The following is a 21,274-nucleotide window of genomic DNA, read 5'->3' on the forward strand; positions in this document are numbered from 1 at the left end:
TGTGACGGCCCCCGCGCGGTCCTGGTTCGCGGGGGGTTGCCCCGAGGCGGGCGGGGAGTCCAGACTGGGAGCGCTCCCACAACGAAGGGCCCACCCATGAACGCGCCACACCTGCCCCCGCACCTGCTGTTCGGCACCGCCACCGCCGCCTACCAGGTCGAGGGGGCGGCCGCCGAGGACGGCCGGGGGCCGTCCATCTGGGACGCCTACTGCCGCACGCCCGGGCGCGTGGCCCGGGGCGAGAGCGGCGACGTCGCCTGCGACCACTACCACCGCTACGCCGAGGACGTCGCCCTGATCGCCGGGCTCGGCGTGGACCTCTACCGGTTCTCGGTCTCCTGGCCCCGGGTCCAGCCCGACGGCGGGGGCCGCCCCCACCCCCGGGGCCTGGCCTTCTACGACCGCCTCGTCGACGCCCTCCTGGAGGCGGGAGTCGCACCCGTCCTCACCCTCTACCACTGGGACCTGCCGCAGGCACTGGAGGAGACGGGCGGTTGGCGGGTCCGTGACACCGCGCACCGCTTCGCCGACTACACGAGGATCGTCGCCGATCGCCTCGGCGACCGCGTCGACCGCTGGATCACCCTCAACGAGCCCTTCTGCAGCGCCTTCGTCGGGCACGCGGTCGGCCGACACGCGCCGGGCACCCGGGAGGGCGCCGGCGCCCTGGCCGCCGCCCACCACCTCCTCCTCGCCCACGGCCACGCCGTCGCGGAGCTCCGTGACGCCGGGGCAGGCCAGGTCGGCATCACGCTCAACCCCGACCACCTGATTCCCGCCACCGGCTCCGAGGCCGACCTCGCCGCCGTCGAACGCGTGCGGACCCTGCACAACCGGACCTGGTTCGACCCCCTGTTCACCGGTGCCTACCCGGACAACGAGCGCGAGGTCTGGGGGCCGCTGGCCGACATGCCCCATCGCGAGGAAGGGGACCTGGAGACCATCGGCCGCCCCCTGGACTTCCTCGGAGTCAACTTCTACCGGCCGCTCATGTTCCGCGCCGCCCCGCACACCGAACCCGACCCTGCCCTGCGCACCGCCGTGGACGTGGGCGCCGAACAGGTGGACCTCGACGGGTACCGGACCACCACCATGGGTTGGCCCGTGGTTCCGGAGAGCTTCGAGGAGCTGCTGGTGGACCTCGACCGTCGGTACCCGGGGCTGCCGCCGATCCTGGTCACGGAGAACGGCTCGGCCGAACCGGACGAGCCCGACGCCGGGGGCCGCGTCCGAGACACGGACCGCATCGCCTACCTGAACGAGCACCTCGACGCCCTCGGGCGCGCGATCCGCGCGGGAGTGGACGTGCGGGGCTACTTCGTGTGGTCGCTGCTGGACAACTTCGAGTGGGCCTACGGCTACGAGCGCCGGTTCGGCCTGGTGCGCGTGGACTACGACAGCCTGGAACGCCACCCCAAGGACAGCTACCACTGGTACCGCGACCACGTCGCCGCGCACCGGGCCCGCCGGGAGTAGGGGCGCCGGGGCCCGAAGCGGACCGGCCCGTGGTGCGCGGGGGAGGGGAGGCCCGGACACGGGGCCGAGTGGTACCCGGACCCCGCGCCCACAGGGTTCCCTGGCAGCCCAACGGCGTGTTGGCATCCGTTCCGATCTGGGGCAAGCTGGTGGGCGTTGGCACACGGGGGCCGCGCAGGCTCATGACGGACGGATCGGGTATGACGCTGCCGCGGGACACGGGTTCGGGGACCAGCGGGAGCCTCAGGGCCGCTCAGCGCATGCTCCAGTTGCAGAACAGCCTGGTGGAACTACTGCGTGCCAAACCGTTCAGCCAGATCACGTACAAGGAGATCACCGAGGGCGTCGACATCGACCGCTCCACCGTCTACCGGTACTACAACCACAAGAACCAGGTGCTCCAGGCCGCCGTCGACGTGCGCCTGACCGCCTTCGCCTCCCAGGTGGACCTCACCTTCGGCCGGATGGAGTCCATCGACGGCTACATGGGACGCCTCGTGGACGCCTGGATGGCGCTGTGGCTGGAGTCGGGAGCCCTGCTGGCCGCCGCCTCCGGCCTGGGTTCGGAACCGGGGGAGCAGAGCCTGTGGTGGCGCGAGCGCACCGAACCCTGGACCGAGGCGGTCCGCGAGGCGATCGAGGTGGCGCGCTTCGTCGAGGAACTGCCCAGGGACGGGCGCCCGGCCCTGCCGCTCGCCGAGATGACCGTGGGGCTGTGCCTGTCCACGTTCAACAACGAGCTGACGGTTCCGGGCACCCCCGAGCACCGGGCGATGGTGCGGGACCTGCTGCTCGACGCGATTCTGCGCGTCATGGGCCGCAGGTAGGCTCGCGGTCCGGGCCCCGGGGGCTCAGGACCGCTGCCGGGCCAGTTTGCCGAACGAGCCGACGACCGCCCCGAACGCGAACATGGAGGCCTCGTCCTCGTCCATGTGCACGATCCCGGCCGGGATGCGCACACGGTAGGGCTTCTCCTCGGCGGGCAGGAACTCCAGCCCGTCGATGATCCCCTGACCCTCCAGCATCAGGAGGGCCTCCCCGACCCGCCCGGTACGGTCTCCCCGCGCCCAAATCGACATACGTTCACCCTAACTACAGCGCGTGGCCGAACGCGGTGCCGCGTCCGTCTCCGGTGCGGCCGCGCCATGGGATCGCGGGAGGTTCGCGGCAAAGCGAACCCGACCTGGTACACCCGGTTGACGGAGCGCTGGCGTCCCCGACCGGGTGGGGGACTCTGTTCCCAGTGATACCACCGTCGGCACCGTTGCACGTGCACCCTCACGTGAGGATGGCCGGAATCGGCCACGGCGCCGGGGGCCGGAGTCGCGGTGGCCGGAGGCCCTGCTCGACACGGAGAGTGAGTCGACCCCGCGCGAGGCGGCATGTGCCAGTAGAAAATCTACGACATAAAGGTGGGGCTCCCAGGACGCACTCTCCATCCAAGAAACATGCCGAGTTCACGCACGAGGAAGGGGCCTGAGACACGTACTCCGGACTCGCGTGAGCGCCGGGGCGGAACGTGGTGGGTGGGTGATCCGCACCGGCGACCATCAGCGTCGTGCCCGCGCCACCCCCACGATGCGGGTGGCGCGGGCACGGGCCGGGGTCGTGCGGTTGGTCGGTTCCCGAGCGGCGTGGTGCCGCTGACGGTGGCGGGTCGTGCCGCCGCTCGGGCCGCACGCCACCGGGCTGACCAGCCCTCGTGGCGGTCACGGCGGGGCGACGGCGTCAGCGGCCGGGACACCGTTTGTGGCCGCCGTGTCGTGACCGCGCGGCTCGGGAGACGGCCGCCGGCCCGGTCACAGGAAGCCGGGGGGCACGGTCATCAGATCGATGCCCCACATCCATGGCAGGACGTAGAGGACGCTCCCGGCGATGAGGGCCAGGGCGACCCAGTTCAACCAGAAACCGGCCCTGACCATCTCCATGATCGTCAGTTTCCCGGTGCCGAACATGATCGCGTTCGGCGGGGTTCCCACCGGGAGCATGAACGCGCAGTTCGCGGCCATCGCGCAGGGGACCATCAACGCGTACGGATGAATGTTCAGGGAGACCGCGAAGGCGGCCATGACCGGGAGGATCATCGTCGCCGTCGCGGCGTTCGAGGTGATCTCCGTGAGGAACAGCACGAGCGCGGTGGAGATGATGATGATCAGCACCACGCTGATCCCGTCGAGCGTGCGCAGCTGTGCGCCGATCCACGAGGAGAGGCCGGTCTCGACGAACCCGGCCGCGATGGCCAGTCCGCCGCCGAACAGCAGGAGGATGCCCCAGGGGATGCGCTTCGAGTCCTCCCACTGGAGGATTCTCTTGTCCCTGCGACCACGGGTCGGCAGCGTGAACAGGGCCGCCATCGCGGCGATCGCGATCACTCCGTCGCTGATGCCCGGAAGGAGGTCCTCCCAGAGGAAGGAGCGGGTCACCCACAGGAACGCGGCGGTGAGGAAGACGCCGAACACGACCTTCTCCTCGGTGGACGTCCTGCCGAGGGACCTCCTCTCCTCCCGGATGATCTCCTTGCCGCCGGGAAGGTGCTTGAACCCGACCCTGAACTTGATGCCCGTCAGGTAGAACCAGGTGAAGGCGAGGAGGAGGGCGGCGATCGGGACGCCGAACATCATCCATCCGCCGAACGAGATGGTCTGGCCGAAGAGCTCTCCGGAGGTCGCGGCGAGGATGGCCAGCGGCGGTGTGCCGATCAGCGTTCCGAGGCCGCCGATGGTGGCCGCGTACCCGATGCCGAAGACCATCGACTTCTCGAACTTCGGCAGGTCGTCGGCAAACTCCCCGCCGCGCAGCGAACGGGCGGCCTGGTAGGCGACCGCCAGCCCCACGGGGATCATCATCATCGTGGCGGCCGTGTTGGAGACCCACATCGACAGGAATCCGGTCGCGACCATGAAGCCGAGAATGATCCGGCGCGGGCTCGTGCCGATCGCCGAGACGATGGTGAGGGCGATCCGTTGGTGGAGGTTCCACTTCTCCATGGCGATCGCGATGGAGAACCCGCCCAGGAAGAGGAAGATGATGTCGTTGCCGTAGGCCGAGAACACGGTGTCCCCGTCCAGCGCGCCGGTGAGCGGCAGGAGCACGATGGGGAGCAGGGACGTGACCGGGATGGGGATCGCCTCGGTGATCCACCAGGTAGCGACCCAGAGGGTGGTGGCGAGGACCGCCCTGCCCTCGGGGGAGAGCCCCGCGGGTTCGAAGACCAGCAGCGTGATCAGGAACAGCAGCGGCCCGAGGACCAGGCCGATGAGCCGCGCGGGCGTGTACCCGGGGTCGGAGCCGTCGGGCTCCTGGTCCGACTCCGGGGGCCCGGGATCGCCGGGCGCTTCGGCGGCACCGGCGCCCTCGCCCGCCGCGGACGGCACCGGCTCCTTCCGTCGCGGCGTCCCGCGCTTGGAGAACGTCAGTAGGTCCTTGATCTGCCGGTGTGACACCCACAGGCTCCACCAGAGGGAATGCGGATAGGAGTGTGCCATTGCGGTACCTTCTCTGGTTCTTCGGCTCGGCGTGGTTGCGGAGATCGGTTCGGGGGTGGAACCGGGTCCCAGGCGGCACTCGTGGTCAGGGAGTCGGTGCGCGTCGCCTCGACGCTGCCCGCGTGAGGGCGGGGCGGCCGCCCGTGTCCGGCGCCCTCGCTCTCGGTCGGTCAGTCGTGCAGGCTCCGGAGGACCTTGTGGAACTCCGCCTTGCCTTCGAGCCCGATGCCCGGGAGTTCACCCGGCGCCACGCGGCCGTGCGTGATCACCGCGTCGTCGGTGAAGCCACCGGTCGGCTGGAACTCTCCGGGGTAGGACTCGTTGCCGCCGAGTTTGAGGGCCGAGGCGATGTGCAGGGAGAACTGGTGCCCGCCGTGCGGGACGCACCGGCGGGAGGACCAGCCGTGCTGGTCGAGCATGGCCAGGACACGGCGGTACTCGGTGAGCCCGTAGCTCAGTGCCGGGTCGACCTGGATGAAGTCGCGGTCCGGGCGCATCCCCCCGTAGCGGATGAGGTTCCGGGCGTCCTGCAACGAGAAGAGGTTCTCCCCGGTCGCGATGGGATGGCGGTACTCCTCCGACAGCGTCGCGTTGAGACGGTAGTCCAGCGGGTCGCCGACCTCCTCGTACCAGAAGAGGCCGTACTGGTCGATGGCTCGGCCGTAGTCCAGGGCGGTACGCAGGTCGAACCTCCCGTTGACGTCGACCATCAGGCGGGAGCCGTCACCGCCCAGGACGTCGATGACCGCCTCGATGCGCCTGAGGTCCTCGGCCAGGTCGGCGCCGCCGATCTTCATCTTGACGATCTCGTACCCGGCGTCGAGGAAGCCCCGCATCTCGTCCCGCAGGTCGTCCAGGGTCTTGCCGGGCGCGTAGTAGCCGCCGGCGGCGTAGACGAAGACGTCCTCGTCGGGGTCGCCGTCCCCGTAGTGATCGGAGATCCACCGGTACAGCGGCACCCCCGCGGCCTTGGCGGCGAGGTCGTGCAGCGCCATGTCGACCACGCCGACGGCGACGGAGCGTTCACCGTGTCCGCCGGGCTTCTCGTTGCGCATCACGACCTCCCACGCCTGGGCGGGGGAGAGCGCGCCGTGCTCGTCCAGCAGTTCCTCCGCGGCGGCGTTGCGCAACCGTGGCAGCACCCGCTCGTTCAGGATGGCCGTGGCGTTGTAACGGCCGTTGGAGTTGAAGCCGTAGCCCACCAGGGGTCTGCCGTCGACCACCACGTCACTGACCAGCGCGAGGATCGTGCAGTCCATGTTGCTGAAGTCGATGTAGGCGTTGCGCATCGATGAGCTGATGGGGATGGTGCCGGCATGGGCGGAAACGATTCTCATGGACTTCTCTCTGCGGCAGGGACTTATAAGGCTCTTATAAGTACGGGGCGGAGTCTAAGCTGAATGAGACGGGGGTCACAAGACCGTGGGTGGGGAAAATAGGAGAGAGGTCACCATGACCAGCGAGAACGCCTTCTCCAGCAAGGGCGGGCTGGCCTACACCGAACTGCGTCGCCGTATCACCGTCGGAGAGCTCGTCCCGGGGTCACGTCTGTCGCAGTACGCCCTGGCCGAGGAGCTGGGGATGAGCATCACCCCTCTGCGCGAGGCGATCAGGCGCCTGGTCAGTGAGAGGTGGGTCGAGATGGACGCTCACCGTGACGTGCGGGTGGCTCCCATGAGCGCCTCCGAGGCGCGTGAACTGTTGGAGGCCCGCTTCTCGCTGGAACCGTCGGCCACCGAGCTCGCCGCCCTCCGCAGGACGGAGGGGGAGATCGCCGCGATGCGGTCGGCGGCCGACGCGCTCCTGCCGGTCACCCGTACCTGGGGAGAGGACGCCATCGCCGCCCATCGGGCCTTCCACCGGGCCATCTACACCGCCTCCCACAACAAGGTGATGATCGGGCTGCTGGACGACCTGTGGGACAAGGCCGACCGCTACCGGCGGATCGGCCTGGAACTGCCCGCGGGCGCCGAGCCGCGCACCCTCGACCTGAACCAGCATCACAGGATCTTGGAACTCGTCGTCGCCGGTGACGGTACGGCCGCCGCCGCTCTGGTGCGCTCCCACATCCGCAACAGCCTCGGGGCGGCCGTCACGGACGCCCTCGGGGATCTGGAGCGCGTCTACCACCCCCTCGCCGTGCGTCCGACCTGAGGTCCCCGCGTCTTCGGGGCCCGCGCGAGCGCCGGTGCGGAACGGGTGATCCGCACCGACGGCCCGCGCGCGGACGACTCAGCCGGGGTTGTGCGCGATGACCAGGTCGGTCAGCTCCTGGCTGGGGAAGTCCATGACCACCACGCCGGTACGGGGCGCCGACACCGGGCGCAGGTGGTCGACGGCGCGCGGGTTCACGCCCCGGATGCCCAGCCCGCCCCAGGCGACCTCGCGGGGGTTGGCCCAGGGGGCTCCGCTGCCGCTGAGGTGGTTGACGTACAGGGTTTCGTCGGCGCCGTCGGCGGTCCGGTCGAAGTGCGTGCGGGCCTTGTCCCACTTGGCGGGGATGTCGAAGAGGGTGGGCACGCGGTAGTCGTCCTGGATGTCCAGCGAGGAGCCGTTCCAGTGGACGCCGTAGTCACGGGAGGCCGCGAAGTCCTGCACGATGACGATCCGCCCCCGGACCTCGCCGAGGTCGGGCACGCGGTCGACGCCCTGCTCGGGAACCCACAGCCGCTCTCCCAGGATGTCCCGGGTGTCCGGGTTCTCCTCGATGTAGTGGTCGAGGGTCTCCTCGTAGCTCCGGGTGTTCTCCTCCTCGGTGTGCTCCTTCTTCATCCGCATGAGCACGGTTTCGGAGGGGTTCGCGTCGAGGAACGCCCCGATGTCGGTGACCACGTCGGTGAAGTTCAGGTTCAGGTACTCGACACCGTGGTGGATGGGGAAGGCGTCCCGGTAGTGGCGGGTGCGCACGTCCAGGAAACGCACCCCGGAGCCGAGCTGCTCGGAGAGCGTGAGGTCCTGGGTGCGCGACCACACGGTGCCGGTCCAGGCACCGGTGTCGTGGGTGCCCGGGATCGACAGCGCGGCCAGGCTGGTGCCGTCGGGGATCGGTGCCATCCAGGTGGCGCGCGCCGTGTCGGGTCCGTCCTCGGCCGCGGCCGGGGCGGCGGGGGAGAGCGCGGACAGGAGTGAACCGGCGAGGATCAGGGCCGTCAGAACCGGCCCGGTACGTCGGGGGAGCGCCGTGGCGGCGGAGGGGAGGGTGAGCATGGGGGTCCTTCGCGAGCGGGGGTGTGGCCCCGGTAACGGGCCGCCTTCACCCTGTCACGCGGCGGCTCCGTTGGCATCCCCCCTACCTCACCCCGTCGGCGGACGACGGGTGACGGGCGCCCGCGCGCACGCGTGGCGCACCCGTCAACCCGGTGTCGGGACGTCCGGACCCTAGCGGGTCTTCACGAGGGTCGCGATGAGGCCCGAGATGATCATCATGGACAGGCTGACGATCATGAGCACGAACGCGATGGTTCCGATCATGGTGCTTCCTTCACTGTGTCGTCCCCCGGGCGCCGTGGGCCGTTTCCCCCGGCGCCCGGCACACCGGGACACCCGGAGTCTCGGGCGCGGCATGTTACCTCTTCGGTGGATCACCCTATCTCTCCGTCGCGGGGACGCCGCCTCGGGTCGCCGCTCTGACCAGCGTGGTTCAGCTCTCGTTCCAGAACCGCTGATAGGACCGGACCAGCCAGGCGTCGGCCCAGCCGGTGTCGGGTGCCGCGGGCAGGGGGGAGGTCCGGCACAGATCCTCCAGGCGTCCCTCCAGCTCCCCGGTCCGTTCCAGGGCCTCGTCTCGGGTGTGCTCGCCCCGGCGCAGTGCCAGGAGCCAGTCCCGGTCGGGCTCGGGCATGGGCAGGGTGATGCCACCGGACTCCATCAGTTCCACGCCCTGGAGGCCCAGCCGGACCATGTGATACGCGTACTTCGTGTCGAAGCCGTGCCTCTCGACCAGTTCGGGACGGTTGGTGTGCCTGCCGCCCCGGGTGCCCGCCATACGGTCGCGTTGGGCGCGCAGGTAGCCGAGGAAGCGCTCACCCGCGCGCCGGGACAGGAAGCGGTGGGCGTTGGCGCGCAGCTCGCGGCCGACGGGGGTGAGGGTGACGATCGCCTCCTCGGGGACGAAGAGCGGCAGCAGGATGGTGGGGTTGCCCTCCAGAGCAAGACGGGTCCACTTGCGCAGCGAGTAGACGGTCAGGTCCAGGTCTCCCGGACCGGACCGGGCGTGTTCGCCCTGGTCGCGGAGGATGAACTGCTCGAAGGAGCGCAGGCCGATGACGTATTCGGGCGGTTCGACGCAGATCCCCATCTCGTCACGATCGTTCTGGCCTTCGAGGTTGAGGCCGTGGACGACGGAGCCGACCTGGCAGCGCAGGACGGTGCCGCGCTCGGCGATGCGGGCGAACTCCTCGCTGGAGTGCTTCACCTGGGTCTCCCCCTTTGGCGGATCGTGGTGGCCGCAACCTATCGGGGCGGAGTCGGGGGCCACGAACCGTTTTCGGGGGCCGTCACCCCGTACGCGCCGCACCAGAGGACTCACGGGGCGGGACAACAGAGCACCGCTTCCCCAACACACCGGGTCTGCTGGGCGGGCCGCCACCTCACAGGACCAGGAACACGACCAGCACCACGGTCAGCAGGATCACGTACGACACGGCGTGCGCGCGGTCGGGAATCCGGCCCGTGACGCGGCGGACCACGGCGATGGTGGGCAGGGAACCGGTGAGGAGCAGGGCACCGGCCGCGAGGTCCACCGAACCCAGGTGCCCGTGGGCGGTCCCGGCGCCACCGGTACCGCACAGCGCGTACACCAGGGTCCCGGCCAGCGCGACCGGCACGGTGAGCGGGTTGGCCGTCGCGGTGGCCTCGCCCATGGACAGGCCGCGTCGGCGCAGTAGGGGCACGGTCATGACGCTGCCGCCCACGCCCAGGAACCCGGTGACGGCGCCGATCCCCAACCCGACGGCTCGGGTCGTTCCGGGGCGCGGGACTCGGGGTGTGCTCCCCGGCGACGGGGTGAGGAACCCCCGGCGCAGCACGCTGTCGGCGATGGTCACCGCCAGGTAGGCCACGAACAGGGCGTGCTGGGCCGTGCCGCCCGCCACGGTGGCGGCCAGGGCTCCGGCGGCCGACCCCAGGCCGATGGGCGCGGCCAGGGGCCACAGATACGCCCGGCGCAGCCGCCCGGCACGGTGCTGGGCCCAGGTGGCGCTCAGGGAGTTGACCACCATGACGGCGGTGGAGGTGGCCACGGCCACCGCCATGGCGTCCACGCCCGGTTCGGCACGGGCCAGGGTGACGGCGTACACGACCGGGACGGTCACGAAGCCGCCGCCGAAGCCGAACACCACCGTGGTGACGCCGGTCAGGCAGCCCAGGGCCAGGAGGAGAAGGGTCGAGGAGAGCACCCGCACCACCGTAGGGACCACGGTCGTGGCGCGCATTCGATGGGCGGACGGGAACGATCGCGCAACGGACACGTTAGTGTCGGCTTCCGTGCGTAACGTCCCCATCGCCGAAGTGGACCACGTCGACCGGCCCGTGCTGGCGATCGGCACCGACTACCCGCCCGGGTTCGTCCTGGCCCGGCACCGGCACCGCCGCGCCCAGTTCCTGTACGGGTCGACCGGGGTGATGCGCGTGGTCACCGACGACGGGGCGTGGACCGTGCCGCCGCAGCGCGCGGTGCTCGTGCCCGCCGGGACGGACCACGAGGTGACGATGGAGGGGGTCAGCACCCGGAGCCTGTACGTGGAACCCGCCTCGGTGCCGTGGTTCCCGGTCCGCTGTCAGGTGGTGGAGGTGTCCCCGCTCCTGCGGGAGCTGTTGTCGGCGGCGGTGGACATCGAGCCGCGCCACGACCGGCACGGGCGTGACGCGGCCCTGGTCGAGCTGTTGTTGTACGAGCTGAGGGGCCTGGTGCCGCTGCCGTTGGACCTTCCCCTGCCGCGCCACGAGGGCCTACGCGTTCTGTGCGAGGAGTTCCTGGAGCAACCGCGCGTGCACGACCCGCTCGCGCGGTGGGCGGGGCGGCTGCACGTGAGCGAGCGCACGGTGAACCGGTTGTTCCGGGCCGAGACCGGGATGGGCTTCGCGCGGTGGCGTCAGCGCGCCTGCGTGCTGCGTTCGCTGCCCGCCCTGGCTCGGGGGGAGGCGGTCGCCCGGGTGGCCGCGGACCTGGGGTACGGGAGTCCGGCCGCGTTCTCCGCGGCCTTCGCGCGGCTGTTGGGGAGCAGCCCCCGGGACCACCGCCCCACGCACGCCCGGTGATCACGCGCGGTGGTGGGTGCGGCCGGGGGCGTTCCCGTGGTCACCCCTTGGGGCGCTGGTCGACGATGCGGCGGAACTTGCCCACCGAACGCTCGATCTGCTCGGGATCTACCACGTCCACGGTGACGCTCACGCCCACCCGGTCCTTGATGGTCGCGGTGATCTCCCGGCTCAGGACGGTACGCCGGTCGGAGGTGCAGTCCGGGGACGCCTCCACCCTGACGGCCATGCGGTCCAGGCGCCCCTCCTTGGTGAGCACCAGCTGGAAGTGCGGGGCGAGCCCGTCCAGGCCGAGCACGATCTCCTCGATCTGGGTCGGGAAGACGTTGACCCCGCGCAGGATGATCATGTCGTCGCTGCGGCCGGTGATCTTGTCCATGCGGCGCATCGGGCGGGCCGTGCCCGGGCGCAGGGTGGTGAGGTCGCGCGTGCGGTAGCGGATGACCGGCATGGCCTGCTTGGTCAGCGAGGTGAAGACCAGTTCGCCGTTCTCGCCGTCGGGCAGCACGTCCTGCGTGACCGGGTCGAGTACCTCGGGGAGGAAGTGGTCCTCCCACACGTGCAGGCCGTCCTTGGTCTCCACGCACTCGTTGGCCACGCCCGGCCCCATCACCTCGGAGAGGCCGTAGATGTCCACGGCGTTGATGTCGAAGCGCTCCTCGATCTCCAGGCGCATCCGCTCGGTCCAGGGTTCGGCGCCGAAGATCCCCACCTTGAGCGAGGTCGTGCGGGGGTCGATGCCCTGGCGCTCGAACTCGTCCATCAGGGTCAGCATGTAGCTGGGCGTGACCATGATGATCTCGGGCCGGAAGTCCTGGATGAGCTGGACCTGCTTGGCGGTCTGGCCGCCGGAGGCGGGGATGACCGTGCAGCCGAGCTTCTCGGCGCCGTAGTGGGCGCCGAGGCCGCCGGTGAACAGGCCGTACCCGTAGGAGACGTGGACCTTGTGGCCGGGGCGGCCCCCGGAGGCGCGGATCGAGCGCGCCACGACGGTGGCCCAGGTGTCGATGTCCTCGCGCGTGTAGCCGACCACGGTGGGCTGGCCGGTGGTGCCGCTGGAGGCGTGGACGCGGCTGACCCGCTCCTGCGGTACCGCGAACATCCCGAACGGGTAGTTGTCGCGCAGGTCGGCCTTGGTGGTGTGCGGGAAGCGGGCGAGGTCCTCCAGTGACCCGAGGTCCTCGGGGCGCACCCCGGCCTCGTCGAACTTGCGCCGGTAGAGGGGCACGTTCGTGTAGGCGTGCTCCAGGGTCCAGCGCAGGCGCTCGAACTGGAGGGAGCGCAGCTCGTCGACACTCATGCGCTCGGCCGGGTCCAGGGTCTCGGGCGCGGGGGCCTGCCCGAGACGCTTCTGGAGGGCGGTTCCGGCCGACTGCGTGGTGGTGTCCTGGCTTGCCATGGGCCTCTCCGGGTACTGTGCACGGTGTTTCCGCCGGGCCGGGCTCGGTCGGCCGTCCCGTGAGAGGGGGGCGGGGTCCGCCGTGCTGAGCCGCGGCGCACGTTCTGGCGGTGCGACCGCGCCGAGGTGGGTCTTCGCCGGTCCGTGGAGGGGACCGACTTGCTTACTGACCGAACGTTCGGTTACTAATGCATTTATTCAGTCTCCGTGTGGCCGTGTCAAGGAGACGTGTTGATCAGTTCACACAGGACGGTGGCACAGGCCACCGCCACCAGCAAGGGAGGCCGTTCGTGAGCGACGTCTACGTGGTCGACGGGGTGCGCACCCCCCAGGGCCGTTACGGGGGCGCCCTGGCGGCCGTCCGTCCCGACGACCTCGCCGCCGGAGCGGTGGCCGAGGCGGTCCGCCGCGCCGGGGTGCCCGGCGAGGACGTGGACGAGGTCATCCTCGGCGCCGCCAACCAGGCGGGGGAGGACAACCGCAACGTCGCCCGCATGGCGGCCCTCCTCGCCGGGCTGCCCACCTCGGTCCCCGGCTACACCGTCAACCGGCTGTGCGCCAGCGGTCTCACCGCCGTCGCCTCGGCCGCGCAGGCCATCCGCGCGGGCGAGGCCGATCTCGTGGTCGCGGGCGGGGTGGAGTCCATGACCCGCGCGCCCTGGGTGATGGCCAAGCCCGGCACCGCCTGGGCCAAGCCCGGCGAGGTCGCCGACACCTCCCTGGGCTGGCGCTTCACCAACCCGCGCTTCGCCGACGCCGACGCCGACACACCGCCGGGCGCCTCACCGGACGAGCTGCGCTACACCCTGTCGATGGGCGAGACGGCGGAGGAGGTCGCCACCCTGGAGGGCCTCACCCGTGAGGAGTGCGACGCCTTCGCTCTGCGGAGCCACCAGCGGGCCGTGGCCGCAGCCGAGGCGGGCCGGTTCGCGAACGAGATCGTCCCCGTCACCGTGCGCGGCCGCAAGGGGCAGACCCAGGAGGTGACCCGGGACGAGGGCCCGCGCCCCGGCTCCACCATGGAGAGCCTCGCCCAGCTCCGCCCGGTCTTCCGCCAGGGCGGCATCGTCACGGCGGGCAACTCGTCCTCGCTCTCCGACGGCGCCTCCGCGCTGGTCCTGGCCAGCGGCGAGGCCGTGCGCAGGTACGGCCTGACCCCCCGCGCCCGGATCGTCGCGGCCGCCTCGGCCGGAGTGGACCCGCAGGTCATGGGACTGGGGCCGGTTCCGGCCACCCGCAAGGTCCTCGGCCGGGCCGGGTGGACGCTGGACGAGGTCGGCGCGGTCGAGCTCAACGAGGCCTTCGCCGCCCAGGCGCTGGGCGTGCTGCGACGGCTCGACCTGGACGAGTCCCGCGTCAACGCGGACGGCGGCGCGATCGCCCTGGGCCACCCCCTGGGTTCCTCCGGTGCGCGTCTGGTCGTCACACTGGTGAACCGCATGGAACGCGAGGACGCCCGGCGGGGCCTGGCCACCCTGTGCGTGGGCGTCGGCCAGGGCACCGCACTGCTGGTGGAGCGCCCGTGACGCCGCGTTCCGACCCCGCTGGCACCGGTCCGGACCGCTCCGGGCCGGAGAGCACCGCCCCCCACCCCACCGAGGACGGCCCGACCATGGACTTCGAGACCCTGCGCGTCGACTGGCGCGAGGACCGCGCGGTGGTGGAACTGCACCGCCCCGAGGCACGCAACGCCATCAACGGGCGGATGATCGCCGAGCTGCACGAGGTGTGCTCCCGGATCGAGGCCGATCCCCGCCCCCTTCTGCTGACCGGTCACGGCACCGTGTTCGCGGGCGGCGCCGACATCGCCGAGCTGCGCGAACGCGGCCGTGAGGAGGCCCTGGCCGGGATCAACAGCCGTCTGTTCGAGCGGCTGCACCGCCTCACCGCCCCCACGGTGGCGGCCGTCGACGGGTTCGCGCTCGGTGGGGGCGCGGAGCTCTCCTACGCCTGCGACATCCGTATCGCCACCCCCACCGTCGTGTTCGCCCAGCCCGAACCGGGGCTGGGCATCATCGCCGGGGCGGGGGCGTGCTGGCGGCTCAGGGACCTCGTGGGCGCCTCGGTGGCCAAACAGGTGCTGTTGGGCGGGTACCGCCTGGACGCCGAGGCGGCGCTGCGCCACGGGCTGGTGGCCGAGGTCGTCCCCGCCGAGGAGCTGCGCGAGCGCGCGCACGCCCTGATCGACCGGATGGCCGCCTCATCGGCGACCGCCCTGCGCATGACCAAGCTGGTGCTGGACGCCGAGGGAGCGCACCCCTTGGCCGACGACCTCACCCAGGCGGTGCTGTTCGAGAGCGCCGACAAGCACGACCGTATGACCCGTTTCCTGGAGAGGAAGAAGCGTTGAGCGAGATCACCCCGCAGGGCGTGCCCGACACCGTCGCCGTCATCGGCGGCGGCACCATGGGCGCCGGGATCGTCCAGCAGTTCCTCATGGCCGGGGCGCGCGTGGTGCTGGTCGAGGCCACGACGGACGCCGCCGAGGCGGGGGTGGGCCGGGTGTCGGCCGGGCTCGACAAGGCCCGGGAACGCGGCAAGATCGAGGCGGCCCCCGCCGACTACCTGGCCCGTCTGGGCACCGTCACCGACGCCTCGGAGCTGCCCGCCGACACCGGCCTCGTCGTCGAGGCCGTCCCGGAGCGGCCCGCGTTGAAGATCGCGGTGCTCACCGCCGCCGAGGCGGCCGTGGGCGAGGACACCGTCCTGGCCTCCAACACCAGCTCCCTGTCGGTCACCGAACTGGCGGCGGCCCTCAAGCGTCCCGGCCGGTTCCTGGGCACGCACTTCTTCAACCCGGTCCCCGCCTCCAAGCTCGTGGAGATCGTGACCACGCCCGAAACCGACCCCGCCGTCCTGGAGACGGTGCGCGGCTGGGTCGGCGCCCTCGGCAAGACCGAGATCGTGGTCCGGGACGCCCCCGGGTTCGCCACCAGCCGCCTGGGCGTCATGCTGGGGCTGGAGGCCATCCGCATGGTGGAGGAGGGCGTGGCCTCGCCTGCCGACATCGACACCGCCATGGAACTCGGCTACCGCCACCCGATGGGCCCGCTCAGGCTCACCGACCTGGTCGGGCTCGACGTCCGCCTGGCCATCGCCGAGTACCTGGCGGGCGAACTGGGGGACCGGTTCTCGCCCCCCGAGCTCCTGCGCCGTAAGGTCGCCGAGGGCAGGCTCGGCCGCAAGAGCGGCGAGGGATTCCACCTCTGGGACAAGGGAGACAAGGCGTGAGTGAGGACAGGGCCGCGGAGTTCGGCGAGGTCGACGGGGTCGCCACCATCAGGCTCAACCGCCCGGGGCTGACCCGGCGTGCGAAGGAGGAGCTGCTGGAGGCGGTGACCCGGGCGGCGGAGTCCACCACCGCCCGCGCCGTGTTGTTCCTGGGTTCGGACCGGGCGTTCTGCCTGGGGCAGGATCTGGCGGAGCACGCGCGGATTCTGGAGGAGACCCCCGACCAGGCGCTCAGTACGGTGCGCGAGCACTACAACCGGATCGTTCTGGCACTGGAGAGCGTGCAGGTGCCTGTCGTGGTCGGGATCGGCGGCGCGTGCGTGGGCGCCGGGCTGGGGTTCGCCCTGGCCGGTGACGTACGGGTGGCCGCTGGCCGCGCCAAGTTCGGCACCGCGTTCACCGGGATCGGGCTGGCCTCGGACTCCGGTCTGGCCTACCGGCTGGTGCGCTCGCTCGGCCAGGCGCGTGCCATGGAGCTCATGCTGCTGGGCACCGTGTTCGGTGCCGAGCGCGCCCTGGAGCTGGGCCTGGTCACGGAGGTCGTGGACGACCAGGAGTGGCAGACGCGCGCCCGTGAGGTGGCCGTCCAGCTCGCTTCGGGGCCCACGGCGGCGTTCGTGGCGGCCAAACGCGAGGTGCGTTCGGCGGCGGAGGGACAGAGCGATCTACGCGAGCTGCTGGAGGAGGAGGCCGACCTCCAGAACCAGCTCGGGGTGACCGCCGACCACGTCGGCGCCGTCTCGTCCTTCCTGAACAAGGAGAGGCCGGTCTTCACCGGGAGGTAGCGGCCCGGGCCCGCCGGTGCCGCCCGGTACCGGCGGGCGGGGCCGGTTCCGTCGCACGGTCGACCGCCGGTGCGCCGGAGCCGGGGTGGGCGGCGACGGTGACCTGCCCGGATTCCGGGGTCCCGGGGGCTTGCGCCGGGCCCCCGGCTCCGGGGATACTAATTACTGACCGAACGTTCGGTTATGAATGGGGAATGATCAATGCCGACCACGGCCCAGGAAGCGCCCCCCGGCGCGGACGAGGCGCTCCAGGCGGAGTTCGACGCCCGGATCGCCGCCAACCAGCGCATCGAGCCGCGTGACTGGATGCCCGAGGCCTACCGCAGGACCCTCGTCCGCCAGGTCTCCCAGCACGCCCACTCCGAGATCATCGGCATGCAGCCCGAGGGCGACTGGATCGCGTCCGCGCCCAGCCTGCGTCGCAAGGCCATCCTCCTGGCCAAGGTCCAGGACGAGGCCGGGCACGGCCTCTACCTGTACGCGGCCGCCGAGACCCTCGGCGTGGACCGCGACGACCTCACCGAACGGCTCATCGAGGGCCGCCAGAAGTACTCGTCGATCTTCAACTACCCCTCGCTCAGCTACGCCGACGTCGGCGTCATCGGCTGGCTGGTGGACGGCGCCGCGATCTGCAACCAGGTCCCCCTCTGCCGCACCTCCTTCGGCCCCTACGCCCGCGCCATGGTGCGCATCTGCAAGGAGGAGTCCTTCCACCAGCGGCAGGGCTACGAACTCCTCATGCGCATGATGGAGGGCACCGAGGGCCAGCGCCGCATGGTGCAGGACGCCGTCGACCGCTGGTGGTGGCCGTCGCTGATGATGTTCGGCCCCCCCGACGCCGACTCGCCCAACACCCGCCAGTCCATGACCTGGGGCATCAAGATCGACACCAACGACGACCTGCGCCAGCGGTTCGTCGACATGACCGTCCCCCAGGCGGAGAGGCTCGGAGTCACGCTGCCCGACCCCGACCTGGTCTGGAACGCCGAGCGCGGCCAGCACGACTTCGGGACCCCGGACTGGGACGAGCTCAAGCGGGTCATCAGGGGCGACGGCCCCAAGAACGCCGAGCGCGTCTCCCGCAGGCGCGCCGCACACGAGAGGGGCGCGTGGGTCCGCGAGGCCGCCACCGCCCACGCCAGGAAGCACCACCAGAGCGCCCGGGAGGCCACGGTATGAGCAGGAACGACGACGCCGCCCCGCCCCGCCCCGAATGGCCGCTCTACGAGGTCTTCGTCCGCGGCAAACGCGGCCTCAACCACGTGCACGTGGGTTCGCTGCACGCCCCCGACGCCACCATGGCGCTGCACAACGCCCGCAACCTCTACACCCGGCGCAACGAGGGCGTGAGTATCTGGGTCGTGCTCGCCGAGGACGTCACGGCGTCCAGTCCCGACGAGAAGGACCCCTACTTCGCGCCCAGCGGCGACAAGGTGTACCGCCACCCGACCTTCTACCCCATCCCCGAGGACGTCCCGCACATCTAGCGGGAGGGCGGGTACGGGTCGGCACGATTCTTCGAGGAACAAGCATGAGTGGCGAGAACATTTTCACCGGACTGACCGAGGAGCACGACGGCGACGCCCGCTGGGCCTTCGGCACCGGATTCACCGAGGCGCTCGCGGGCGTGGACACCACCCTTCCCGCGGGAGTGGACGGAGCCGACCTGGCGGTCTACTGCCAGATGCTCGGCGACGACGCGCTCGTCCAGTCACAGCGCCTGGTCCAGTGGGTGACCGACGCCCCCGAACTGGAGGAGGAGGTCGCCCTGGCCAACATCGCCCTGGACCTGCTCGGCCAGGCCCGGCTCCTGCTGGCCCGGGCCGGGCAGGCCGACGGCAGCGGCCGCGACGAGGACGCCTTCGCCTACCACCGGGACCCCGAGGAGTTTCGCAACGTGCGCCTCGCCGAGGCTCCGCGCGGTGACTTCGCCCGGGCCGTCACCACGCTGCTCGTGCTCTCCAGCTGGCGGTTGGCGCTGTTCACCCGCCTCACGGACAGCGCCGACCCGGTCCTGGCCGCCATCGCCGCCAAGGGCGTCAACGAGCTCGCCTACCACCGCGAGTACGCCGTGGCCTGGGTCCTGCGCCTGGGAGACGGCACCCCCTACTCCCACGAACGGATGCGCGCCGCCGTCGACGACGTGTGGCCGCTCACCGGGGAGCTGTTCGCCACGCACCCCCTCGAAGCCGCCCTCGCGGGGCGGAGTGTGGGAGTGGACCCGGCCTCCGTGCGCGAGGAGGTCCACGAGGTGGTCACCCGGGTGCTGACCGCCGCAACCCTGCCCGCCCCGGCGCGGTTCCCCGGCCAGGCGACCGCGGGCCGGGACGGAGCGCACACCGAGCACCTCGCCCCGCTGCTGGAGGAGCTCCAGCGTGTGGCCCGGGAACACCCGGAGGCGACATGGTAACCACGGCACACACCGAGCCCACCGAGGTCGACGGGGCCACCGAACGCCTCTGGGCGGCCGCCGCCTCGGTCACCGACCCCGAACTGCCCATGCTCACCCTCGCCGACCTCGGCATCCTGCGCGAGGTCCGGGTCGAGGCGGACGGCACCGCCGCGGTGTGGATCACCCCCACCTACTCCGGGTGTCCCGCCATGGCGGAGATGCGCGTGGACGTGGACCGCGCGGCGCGGGCCGCCGGGTTCGACCGGGTCGAGGTGCGCACCGCGCTCTCTCCGGCCTGGACCACCGACTGGATCACCGACGAGGGCAGGCGCAAACTCACCGAGCACGGCATCTCGGCTCCGGGGGAGGCGCCCCGGCGACCGGCCGGACCCGTCCCCCTCACCCTGGCGCCCACCCGCACCGTCCCGCGCTGCCCGCTGTGCGGCGCGGCCGACACAGAGGAACTGTCCCGGTTCGGCGCGACCTCCTGTAAGTCGCTGCACCGCTGCCGGGCCTGCCTCGAACCGTTCGAGCACGTCAAGGAGATCTGACCGTGACCACACCCGTCACCGCGACCGCCGGGGCCCCGGTACGCGGCCGCGCCGCGTTCCACCGGCTGCGCGTGGCCGACGTCGAGCGCCTGTGCGACGACGCCGTCGCCGTCACCTTCGACGTCCCCGACGACCTCGCCGAGGAGTTCGCCTTCGCCCCCGGGCAGTCGCTGACCCTGCGCCGGGTGGTCGACGGCGTGGAGGAGCGGCGCAGCTACTCCATCTGCTCGGCCGTGGGGGAGGCGCCCCGCGTGGGCGTGCGCCTGGTCACCGGAGGCCTGTTCTCCACCTGGCTCGTCCGCGAGGTCGCGCCCGGCGACGAGATCGAGGTGGGGGCGCCCTCCGGGCGGTTCAGCCCCGACCTCACCGAGGCCGCGCGGCACGTGCTCGTCGCGGCCGGATCGGGCATCACACCGGTGCTGTCCATGGCGGCCTCGCTGCTGCGCCGCACCGACTCGCGCGTCACCCTGCTGTACGGCAACCGGCGCAGCGACACCGTGATGTTCGCCGACGAGATCGCCGACCTCAAGGACGCGTTCGGGCCCCGGTTCGAACTGGTCCACGTGCTCTCCAGGGAACCGCGCGAGTCCGACCTGTTCACCGGCAGGCTGGACGGCGCCAAACTGGACGCCCTGCTGTCCGGCGTCGTCGCCGCGGACGCGGTCGACCACTGGTGGCTGTGCGGGCCCTACGGGATGGTCACCGACGCCCGAGAGGTGCTCGCCCGCCACGGGGTGGAGGCGGAGCGCGTCCACCAGGAGCTGTTCTTCGTCGAGGGAGCCGAGCCGCCGCCCCAGGCCCGCCACGAGGACCCCGAGGTGGAGGGACCCGCGAGCGAGGTCACCCTCGTCCTGGACGGGCGCACCACGACGCTGACCCTGCCCCAGGGGGTGCCGGTACTGGACTCCGCTCAGCGCTACCGCCCCGACCTGCCCTTCGCCTGCAAGGGCGGGGTGTGCGGGACCTGCCGGGTCAAGGTGTGCGACGGTGAGGTGACGATGCGCCGCAACTACGCGCTCACCCCCGCCGAGGTGGCGTCCGGGTACGCCCTGGCCTGCCAGTCGCTGCCGCGGACCGACACCGTGACCGTGGACTTCGACTCGTGAGCGCCTCCGCGCCGCAGGGGCGCAACGAGACCGCGTGGCGGATGTTCGAGGCCGACCGGGCCTCCAAGGGCCTGGGGATGCGGCTCGTGGAGGCCCGGGACGGGTACGCGGTGGTGGAGATGGTCGTGGGGCCGCTCATGCTCAACGGCCACGACATCACCCACGGCGGTTTCGTGTTCACCCTCGCGGACACGGCGTTCGCCTGCGCGTGCAACCTCGACGGCGGCGACGTCACCGTGGCCTCCGGCGCGGACGTGACCTTCGTGGCGCCCACCAGGGAGGGGGACCTCCTGGTGGCGACCGCCGTGGAGAGGGTGAGGTTCGGCCGCAGCGGTGTCTACGACGTCACCGTGCGCAGAGGCGACGACGTCGTCGCCGAGTTCCGCGGGCGGAGCCGGAGCCTGCCCGGGCGGGCCTGACGAGGGCGGTGGCCGGCCGGGCCCGCAGGGCCCCGGCCCCGCCGCCGGGCGCGTGCTCCGTACGGGGACTACACGCTCCTCCGGTGCTCGGAGTGAGAGCGCTAACAAGATTGCACCGCACCAGTCGTCGCCAGTGCCGTGAACATTGAACCTTTCCGGCGAGTGGGATATG

Annotated in this window: 21 protein-coding genes; 14 read left to right on the top strand and 7 right to left on the bottom strand. The window is 71.6% G+C overall.

The window, feature by feature from the left end:
- Positions 1–96 precede the first annotated feature (96 nt).
- Both ACFYL4_RS10595 and ACFYL4_RS10600 read left to right on the top strand, forming a co-directional pair.
- Positions 97–1,476 (top strand): GH1 family beta-glucosidase, encoded by a 1,380-nt coding sequence (locus ACFYL4_RS10595; RefSeq protein WP_387518130.1) that lies wholly within the window; start codon positions 97–99, stop codon positions 1,474–1,476.
- A 260-nt stretch (positions 1,477–1,736) separates the two neighbouring features.
- Complete coding sequence (locus ACFYL4_RS10600) at positions 1,737–2,303, top strand: TetR/AcrR family transcriptional regulator (RefSeq protein ID WP_357763156.1); 567 nt, start codon at positions 1,737–1,739, stop codon at positions 2,301–2,303.
- Positions 2,304–2,327: 24 nt separating this feature from the next.
- Here the strand turns inward: ACFYL4_RS10600 and ACFYL4_RS10605 are convergent, their stop codons facing one another.
- From ACFYL4_RS10605 to ACFYL4_RS10615, 3 genes are all read right to left on the bottom strand, one after another.
- On the bottom strand, positions 2,328–2,555 hold the full coding sequence (locus tag ACFYL4_RS10605; protein ID WP_357763034.1) for a hypothetical protein: 228 nt from the start codon (positions 2,553–2,555) through the stop codon (positions 2,328–2,330).
- Positions 2,556–3,275: 720 nt separating this feature from the next.
- Positions 3,276–4,961, bottom strand: a complete 1,686-nt coding sequence (locus tag ACFYL4_RS10610; RefSeq protein ID WP_387518131.1) for an SLC13 family permease — start codon at positions 4,959–4,961, stop codon at positions 3,276–3,278.
- 170 nt (positions 4,962–5,131) lie between these two features.
- Positions 5,132–6,298 carry an enolase C-terminal domain-like protein gene (locus ACFYL4_RS10615; protein ID WP_357763025.1) on the bottom strand — a complete coding sequence of 389 codons (1,167 nt, stop codon included), beginning with the start codon at positions 6,296–6,298 and terminating at the stop codon, positions 5,132–5,134.
- Between the two features lie 115 nt (positions 6,299–6,413).
- Here ACFYL4_RS10615 and ACFYL4_RS10620 point away from each other — a divergent pair, with 115 nt between their 5' ends.
- Positions 6,414–7,115, top strand: a complete 702-nt coding sequence (locus tag ACFYL4_RS10620; protein WP_357763022.1) for a GntR family transcriptional regulator — start codon at positions 6,414–6,416, stop codon at positions 7,113–7,115.
- 78 nt (positions 7,116–7,193) lie between these two features.
- Here ACFYL4_RS10620 and ACFYL4_RS10625 read toward each other — a convergent pair whose 3' ends face one another.
- The 3 genes from ACFYL4_RS10625 to ACFYL4_RS10635 form a co-directional block, all read right to left on the bottom strand.
- Complete coding sequence (locus tag ACFYL4_RS10625) at positions 7,194–8,168, bottom strand: phosphatidylinositol-specific phospholipase C (protein WP_357763019.1); 975 nt, start codon at positions 8,166–8,168, stop codon at positions 7,194–7,196.
- A gap of 433 nt (positions 8,169–8,601) precedes the next feature.
- On the bottom strand, positions 8,602–9,375 hold the full coding sequence (locus ACFYL4_RS10630) for a DNA polymerase beta superfamily protein (RefSeq protein WP_387518132.1): 774 nt from the start codon (positions 9,373–9,375) through the stop codon (positions 8,602–8,604).
- Positions 9,376–9,550: 175 nt separating this feature from the next.
- On the bottom strand, positions 9,551–10,357 hold the full coding sequence (locus tag ACFYL4_RS10635; RefSeq protein ID WP_387518133.1) for a sulfite exporter TauE/SafE family protein: 807 nt from the start codon (positions 10,355–10,357) through the stop codon (positions 9,551–9,553).
- A gap of 88 nt (positions 10,358–10,445) precedes the next feature.
- Here ACFYL4_RS10635 and ACFYL4_RS10640 point away from each other — a divergent pair, with 88 nt between their 5' ends.
- Positions 10,446–11,219: an AraC family transcriptional regulator gene (locus ACFYL4_RS10640; protein ID WP_387518134.1), complete on the top strand. Its 774-nt coding sequence runs from the start codon at positions 10,446–10,448 to the stop codon at positions 11,217–11,219.
- A 40-nt stretch (positions 11,220–11,259) separates the two neighbouring features.
- Here the strand turns inward: ACFYL4_RS10640 and paaK are convergent, their stop codons facing one another.
- Positions 11,260–12,618, bottom strand: a complete 1,359-nt coding sequence (gene paaK / locus ACFYL4_RS10645) for a phenylacetate--CoA ligase PaaK (protein WP_387518135.1) — start codon at positions 12,616–12,618, stop codon at positions 11,260–11,262.
- Positions 12,619–12,908: 290 nt separating this feature from the next.
- On the opposite strand from paaK, the gene ACFYL4_RS10650 reads away from it, so the two are divergent.
- The 10 genes from ACFYL4_RS10650 to paaI all read left to right on the top strand — a co-directional run bounded on the left by ACFYL4_RS10650 (position 12,909) and on the right by paaI (position 21,102).
- Entirely contained in the window at positions 12,909–14,144 is a 1,236-nt protein-coding gene (locus ACFYL4_RS10650) for a thiolase family protein (protein ID WP_387518136.1), read from the top strand.
- 86 nt (positions 14,145–14,230) lie between these two features.
- On the top strand, positions 14,231–14,968 hold the full coding sequence (locus tag ACFYL4_RS10655; protein WP_387518223.1) for an enoyl-CoA hydratase/isomerase family protein: 738 nt from the start codon (positions 14,231–14,233) through the stop codon (positions 14,966–14,968).
- Positions 14,965–15,849, top strand: a complete 885-nt coding sequence (locus ACFYL4_RS10660) for a 3-hydroxyacyl-CoA dehydrogenase family protein (protein WP_387518137.1) — start codon at positions 14,965–14,967, stop codon at positions 15,847–15,849. Before ACFYL4_RS10655 ends, ACFYL4_RS10660 begins: the two co-directional genes overlap by 4 nt.
- Complete coding sequence (locus ACFYL4_RS10665; RefSeq protein WP_357762998.1) at positions 15,846–16,634, top strand: enoyl-CoA hydratase-related protein; 789 nt, start codon at positions 15,846–15,848, stop codon at positions 16,632–16,634. The genes ACFYL4_RS10660 and ACFYL4_RS10665 overlap by 4 nt, the downstream gene beginning before the upstream one ends.
- 201 nt (positions 16,635–16,835) lie before the next feature.
- Complete coding sequence (paaA, locus tag ACFYL4_RS10670) at positions 16,836–17,813, top strand: 1,2-phenylacetyl-CoA epoxidase subunit PaaA (RefSeq protein ID WP_357762995.1); 978 nt, start codon at positions 16,836–16,838, stop codon at positions 17,811–17,813.
- Positions 17,810–18,121: a 1,2-phenylacetyl-CoA epoxidase subunit PaaB gene (gene paaB, locus ACFYL4_RS10675; protein WP_357762991.1), complete on the top strand. Its 312-nt coding sequence runs from the start codon at positions 17,810–17,812 to the stop codon at positions 18,119–18,121. Before paaA ends, paaB begins: the two co-directional genes overlap by 4 nt.
- A gap of 44 nt (positions 18,122–18,165) precedes the next feature.
- Positions 18,166–19,044: a 1,2-phenylacetyl-CoA epoxidase subunit PaaC gene (paaC, locus tag ACFYL4_RS10680; protein WP_387518138.1), complete on the top strand. Its 879-nt coding sequence runs from the start codon at positions 18,166–18,168 to the stop codon at positions 19,042–19,044.
- Positions 19,038–19,577, top strand: a complete 540-nt coding sequence (paaD, locus tag ACFYL4_RS10685) for a 1,2-phenylacetyl-CoA epoxidase subunit PaaD (RefSeq protein WP_387518139.1) — start codon at positions 19,038–19,040, stop codon at positions 19,575–19,577. The genes paaC and paaD overlap by 7 nt, the downstream gene beginning before the upstream one ends.
- A gap of 2 nt (positions 19,578–19,579) precedes the next feature.
- Positions 19,580–20,683, top strand: coding sequence for a 1,2-phenylacetyl-CoA epoxidase subunit PaaE (gene paaE, locus ACFYL4_RS10690; protein ID WP_387518140.1), 1,104 nt, complete (start codon positions 19,580–19,582; stop codon positions 20,681–20,683).
- A gap of 41 nt (positions 20,684–20,724) precedes the next feature.
- Positions 20,725–21,102, top strand: coding sequence for a hydroxyphenylacetyl-CoA thioesterase PaaI (paaI, locus tag ACFYL4_RS10695; RefSeq protein ID WP_357763150.1), 378 nt, complete (start codon positions 20,725–20,727; stop codon positions 21,100–21,102).
- Positions 21,103–21,274 lie beyond the last annotated feature (172 nt).

It is taken from the genome of Nocardiopsis sp. NPDC006938 (genome assembly GCF_042869555.1).
Taxonomy (GTDB): Bacteria; Actinomycetota; Actinomycetes; order Streptosporangiales; family Streptosporangiaceae; genus Nocardiopsis.

Bases quoted from the DNA above. Each gene is read 5' to 3' on its own strand.
- paaD (WP_387518139.1), top strand. From the start codon at position 19,038: ATGGTAACCACGGCACACACCGAGCCCACCGAGGTCGACGGGGCCACC.
- ACFYL4_RS10625 (WP_357763019.1), bottom strand. From the start codon at position 8,168: ATGCTCACCCTCCCCTCCGCCGCCACGGCGCTCCCCCGACGTACCGGG.
- paaI (WP_357763150.1), top strand. From the start codon at position 20,725: ATGTTCGAGGCCGACCGGGCCTCCAAGGGCCTGGGGATGCGGCTCGTG.
- ACFYL4_RS10615 (WP_357763025.1), bottom strand. From the start codon at position 6,298: ATGAGAATCGTTTCCGCCCATGCCGGCACCATCCCCATCAGCTCATCG.
- ACFYL4_RS10655 (WP_387518223.1), top strand. From the start codon at position 14,231: ATGGACTTCGAGACCCTGCGCGTCGACTGGCGCGAGGACCGCGCGGTG.
- paaB (WP_357762991.1), top strand. From the start codon at position 17,810: ATGAGCAGGAACGACGACGCCGCCCCGCCCCGCCCCGAATGGCCGCTC.
- paaA (WP_357762995.1), top strand. From the start codon at position 16,836: ATGCCGACCACGGCCCAGGAAGCGCCCCCCGGCGCGGACGAGGCGCTC.
- ACFYL4_RS10620 (WP_357763022.1), top strand. From the start codon at position 6,414: ATGACCAGCGAGAACGCCTTCTCCAGCAAGGGCGGGCTGGCCTACACC.
- ACFYL4_RS10595 (WP_387518130.1), top strand. From the start codon at position 97: ATGAACGCGCCACACCTGCCCCCGCACCTGCTGTTCGGCACCGCCACC.
- ACFYL4_RS10605 (WP_357763034.1), bottom strand. From the start codon at position 2,555: ATGTCGATTTGGGCGCGGGGAGACCGTACCGGGCGGGTCGGGGAGGCC.
- paaK (WP_387518135.1), bottom strand. From the start codon at position 12,618: ATGGCAAGCCAGGACACCACCACGCAGTCGGCCGGAACCGCCCTCCAG.
- ACFYL4_RS10600 (WP_357763156.1), top strand. From the start codon at position 1,737: ATGCTCCAGTTGCAGAACAGCCTGGTGGAACTACTGCGTGCCAAACCG.
- paaC (WP_387518138.1), top strand. From the start codon at position 18,166: ATGAGTGGCGAGAACATTTTCACCGGACTGACCGAGGAGCACGACGGC.
- ACFYL4_RS10610 (WP_387518131.1), bottom strand. From the start codon at position 4,961: ATGGCACACTCCTATCCGCATTCCCTCTGGTGGAGCCTGTGGGTGTCA.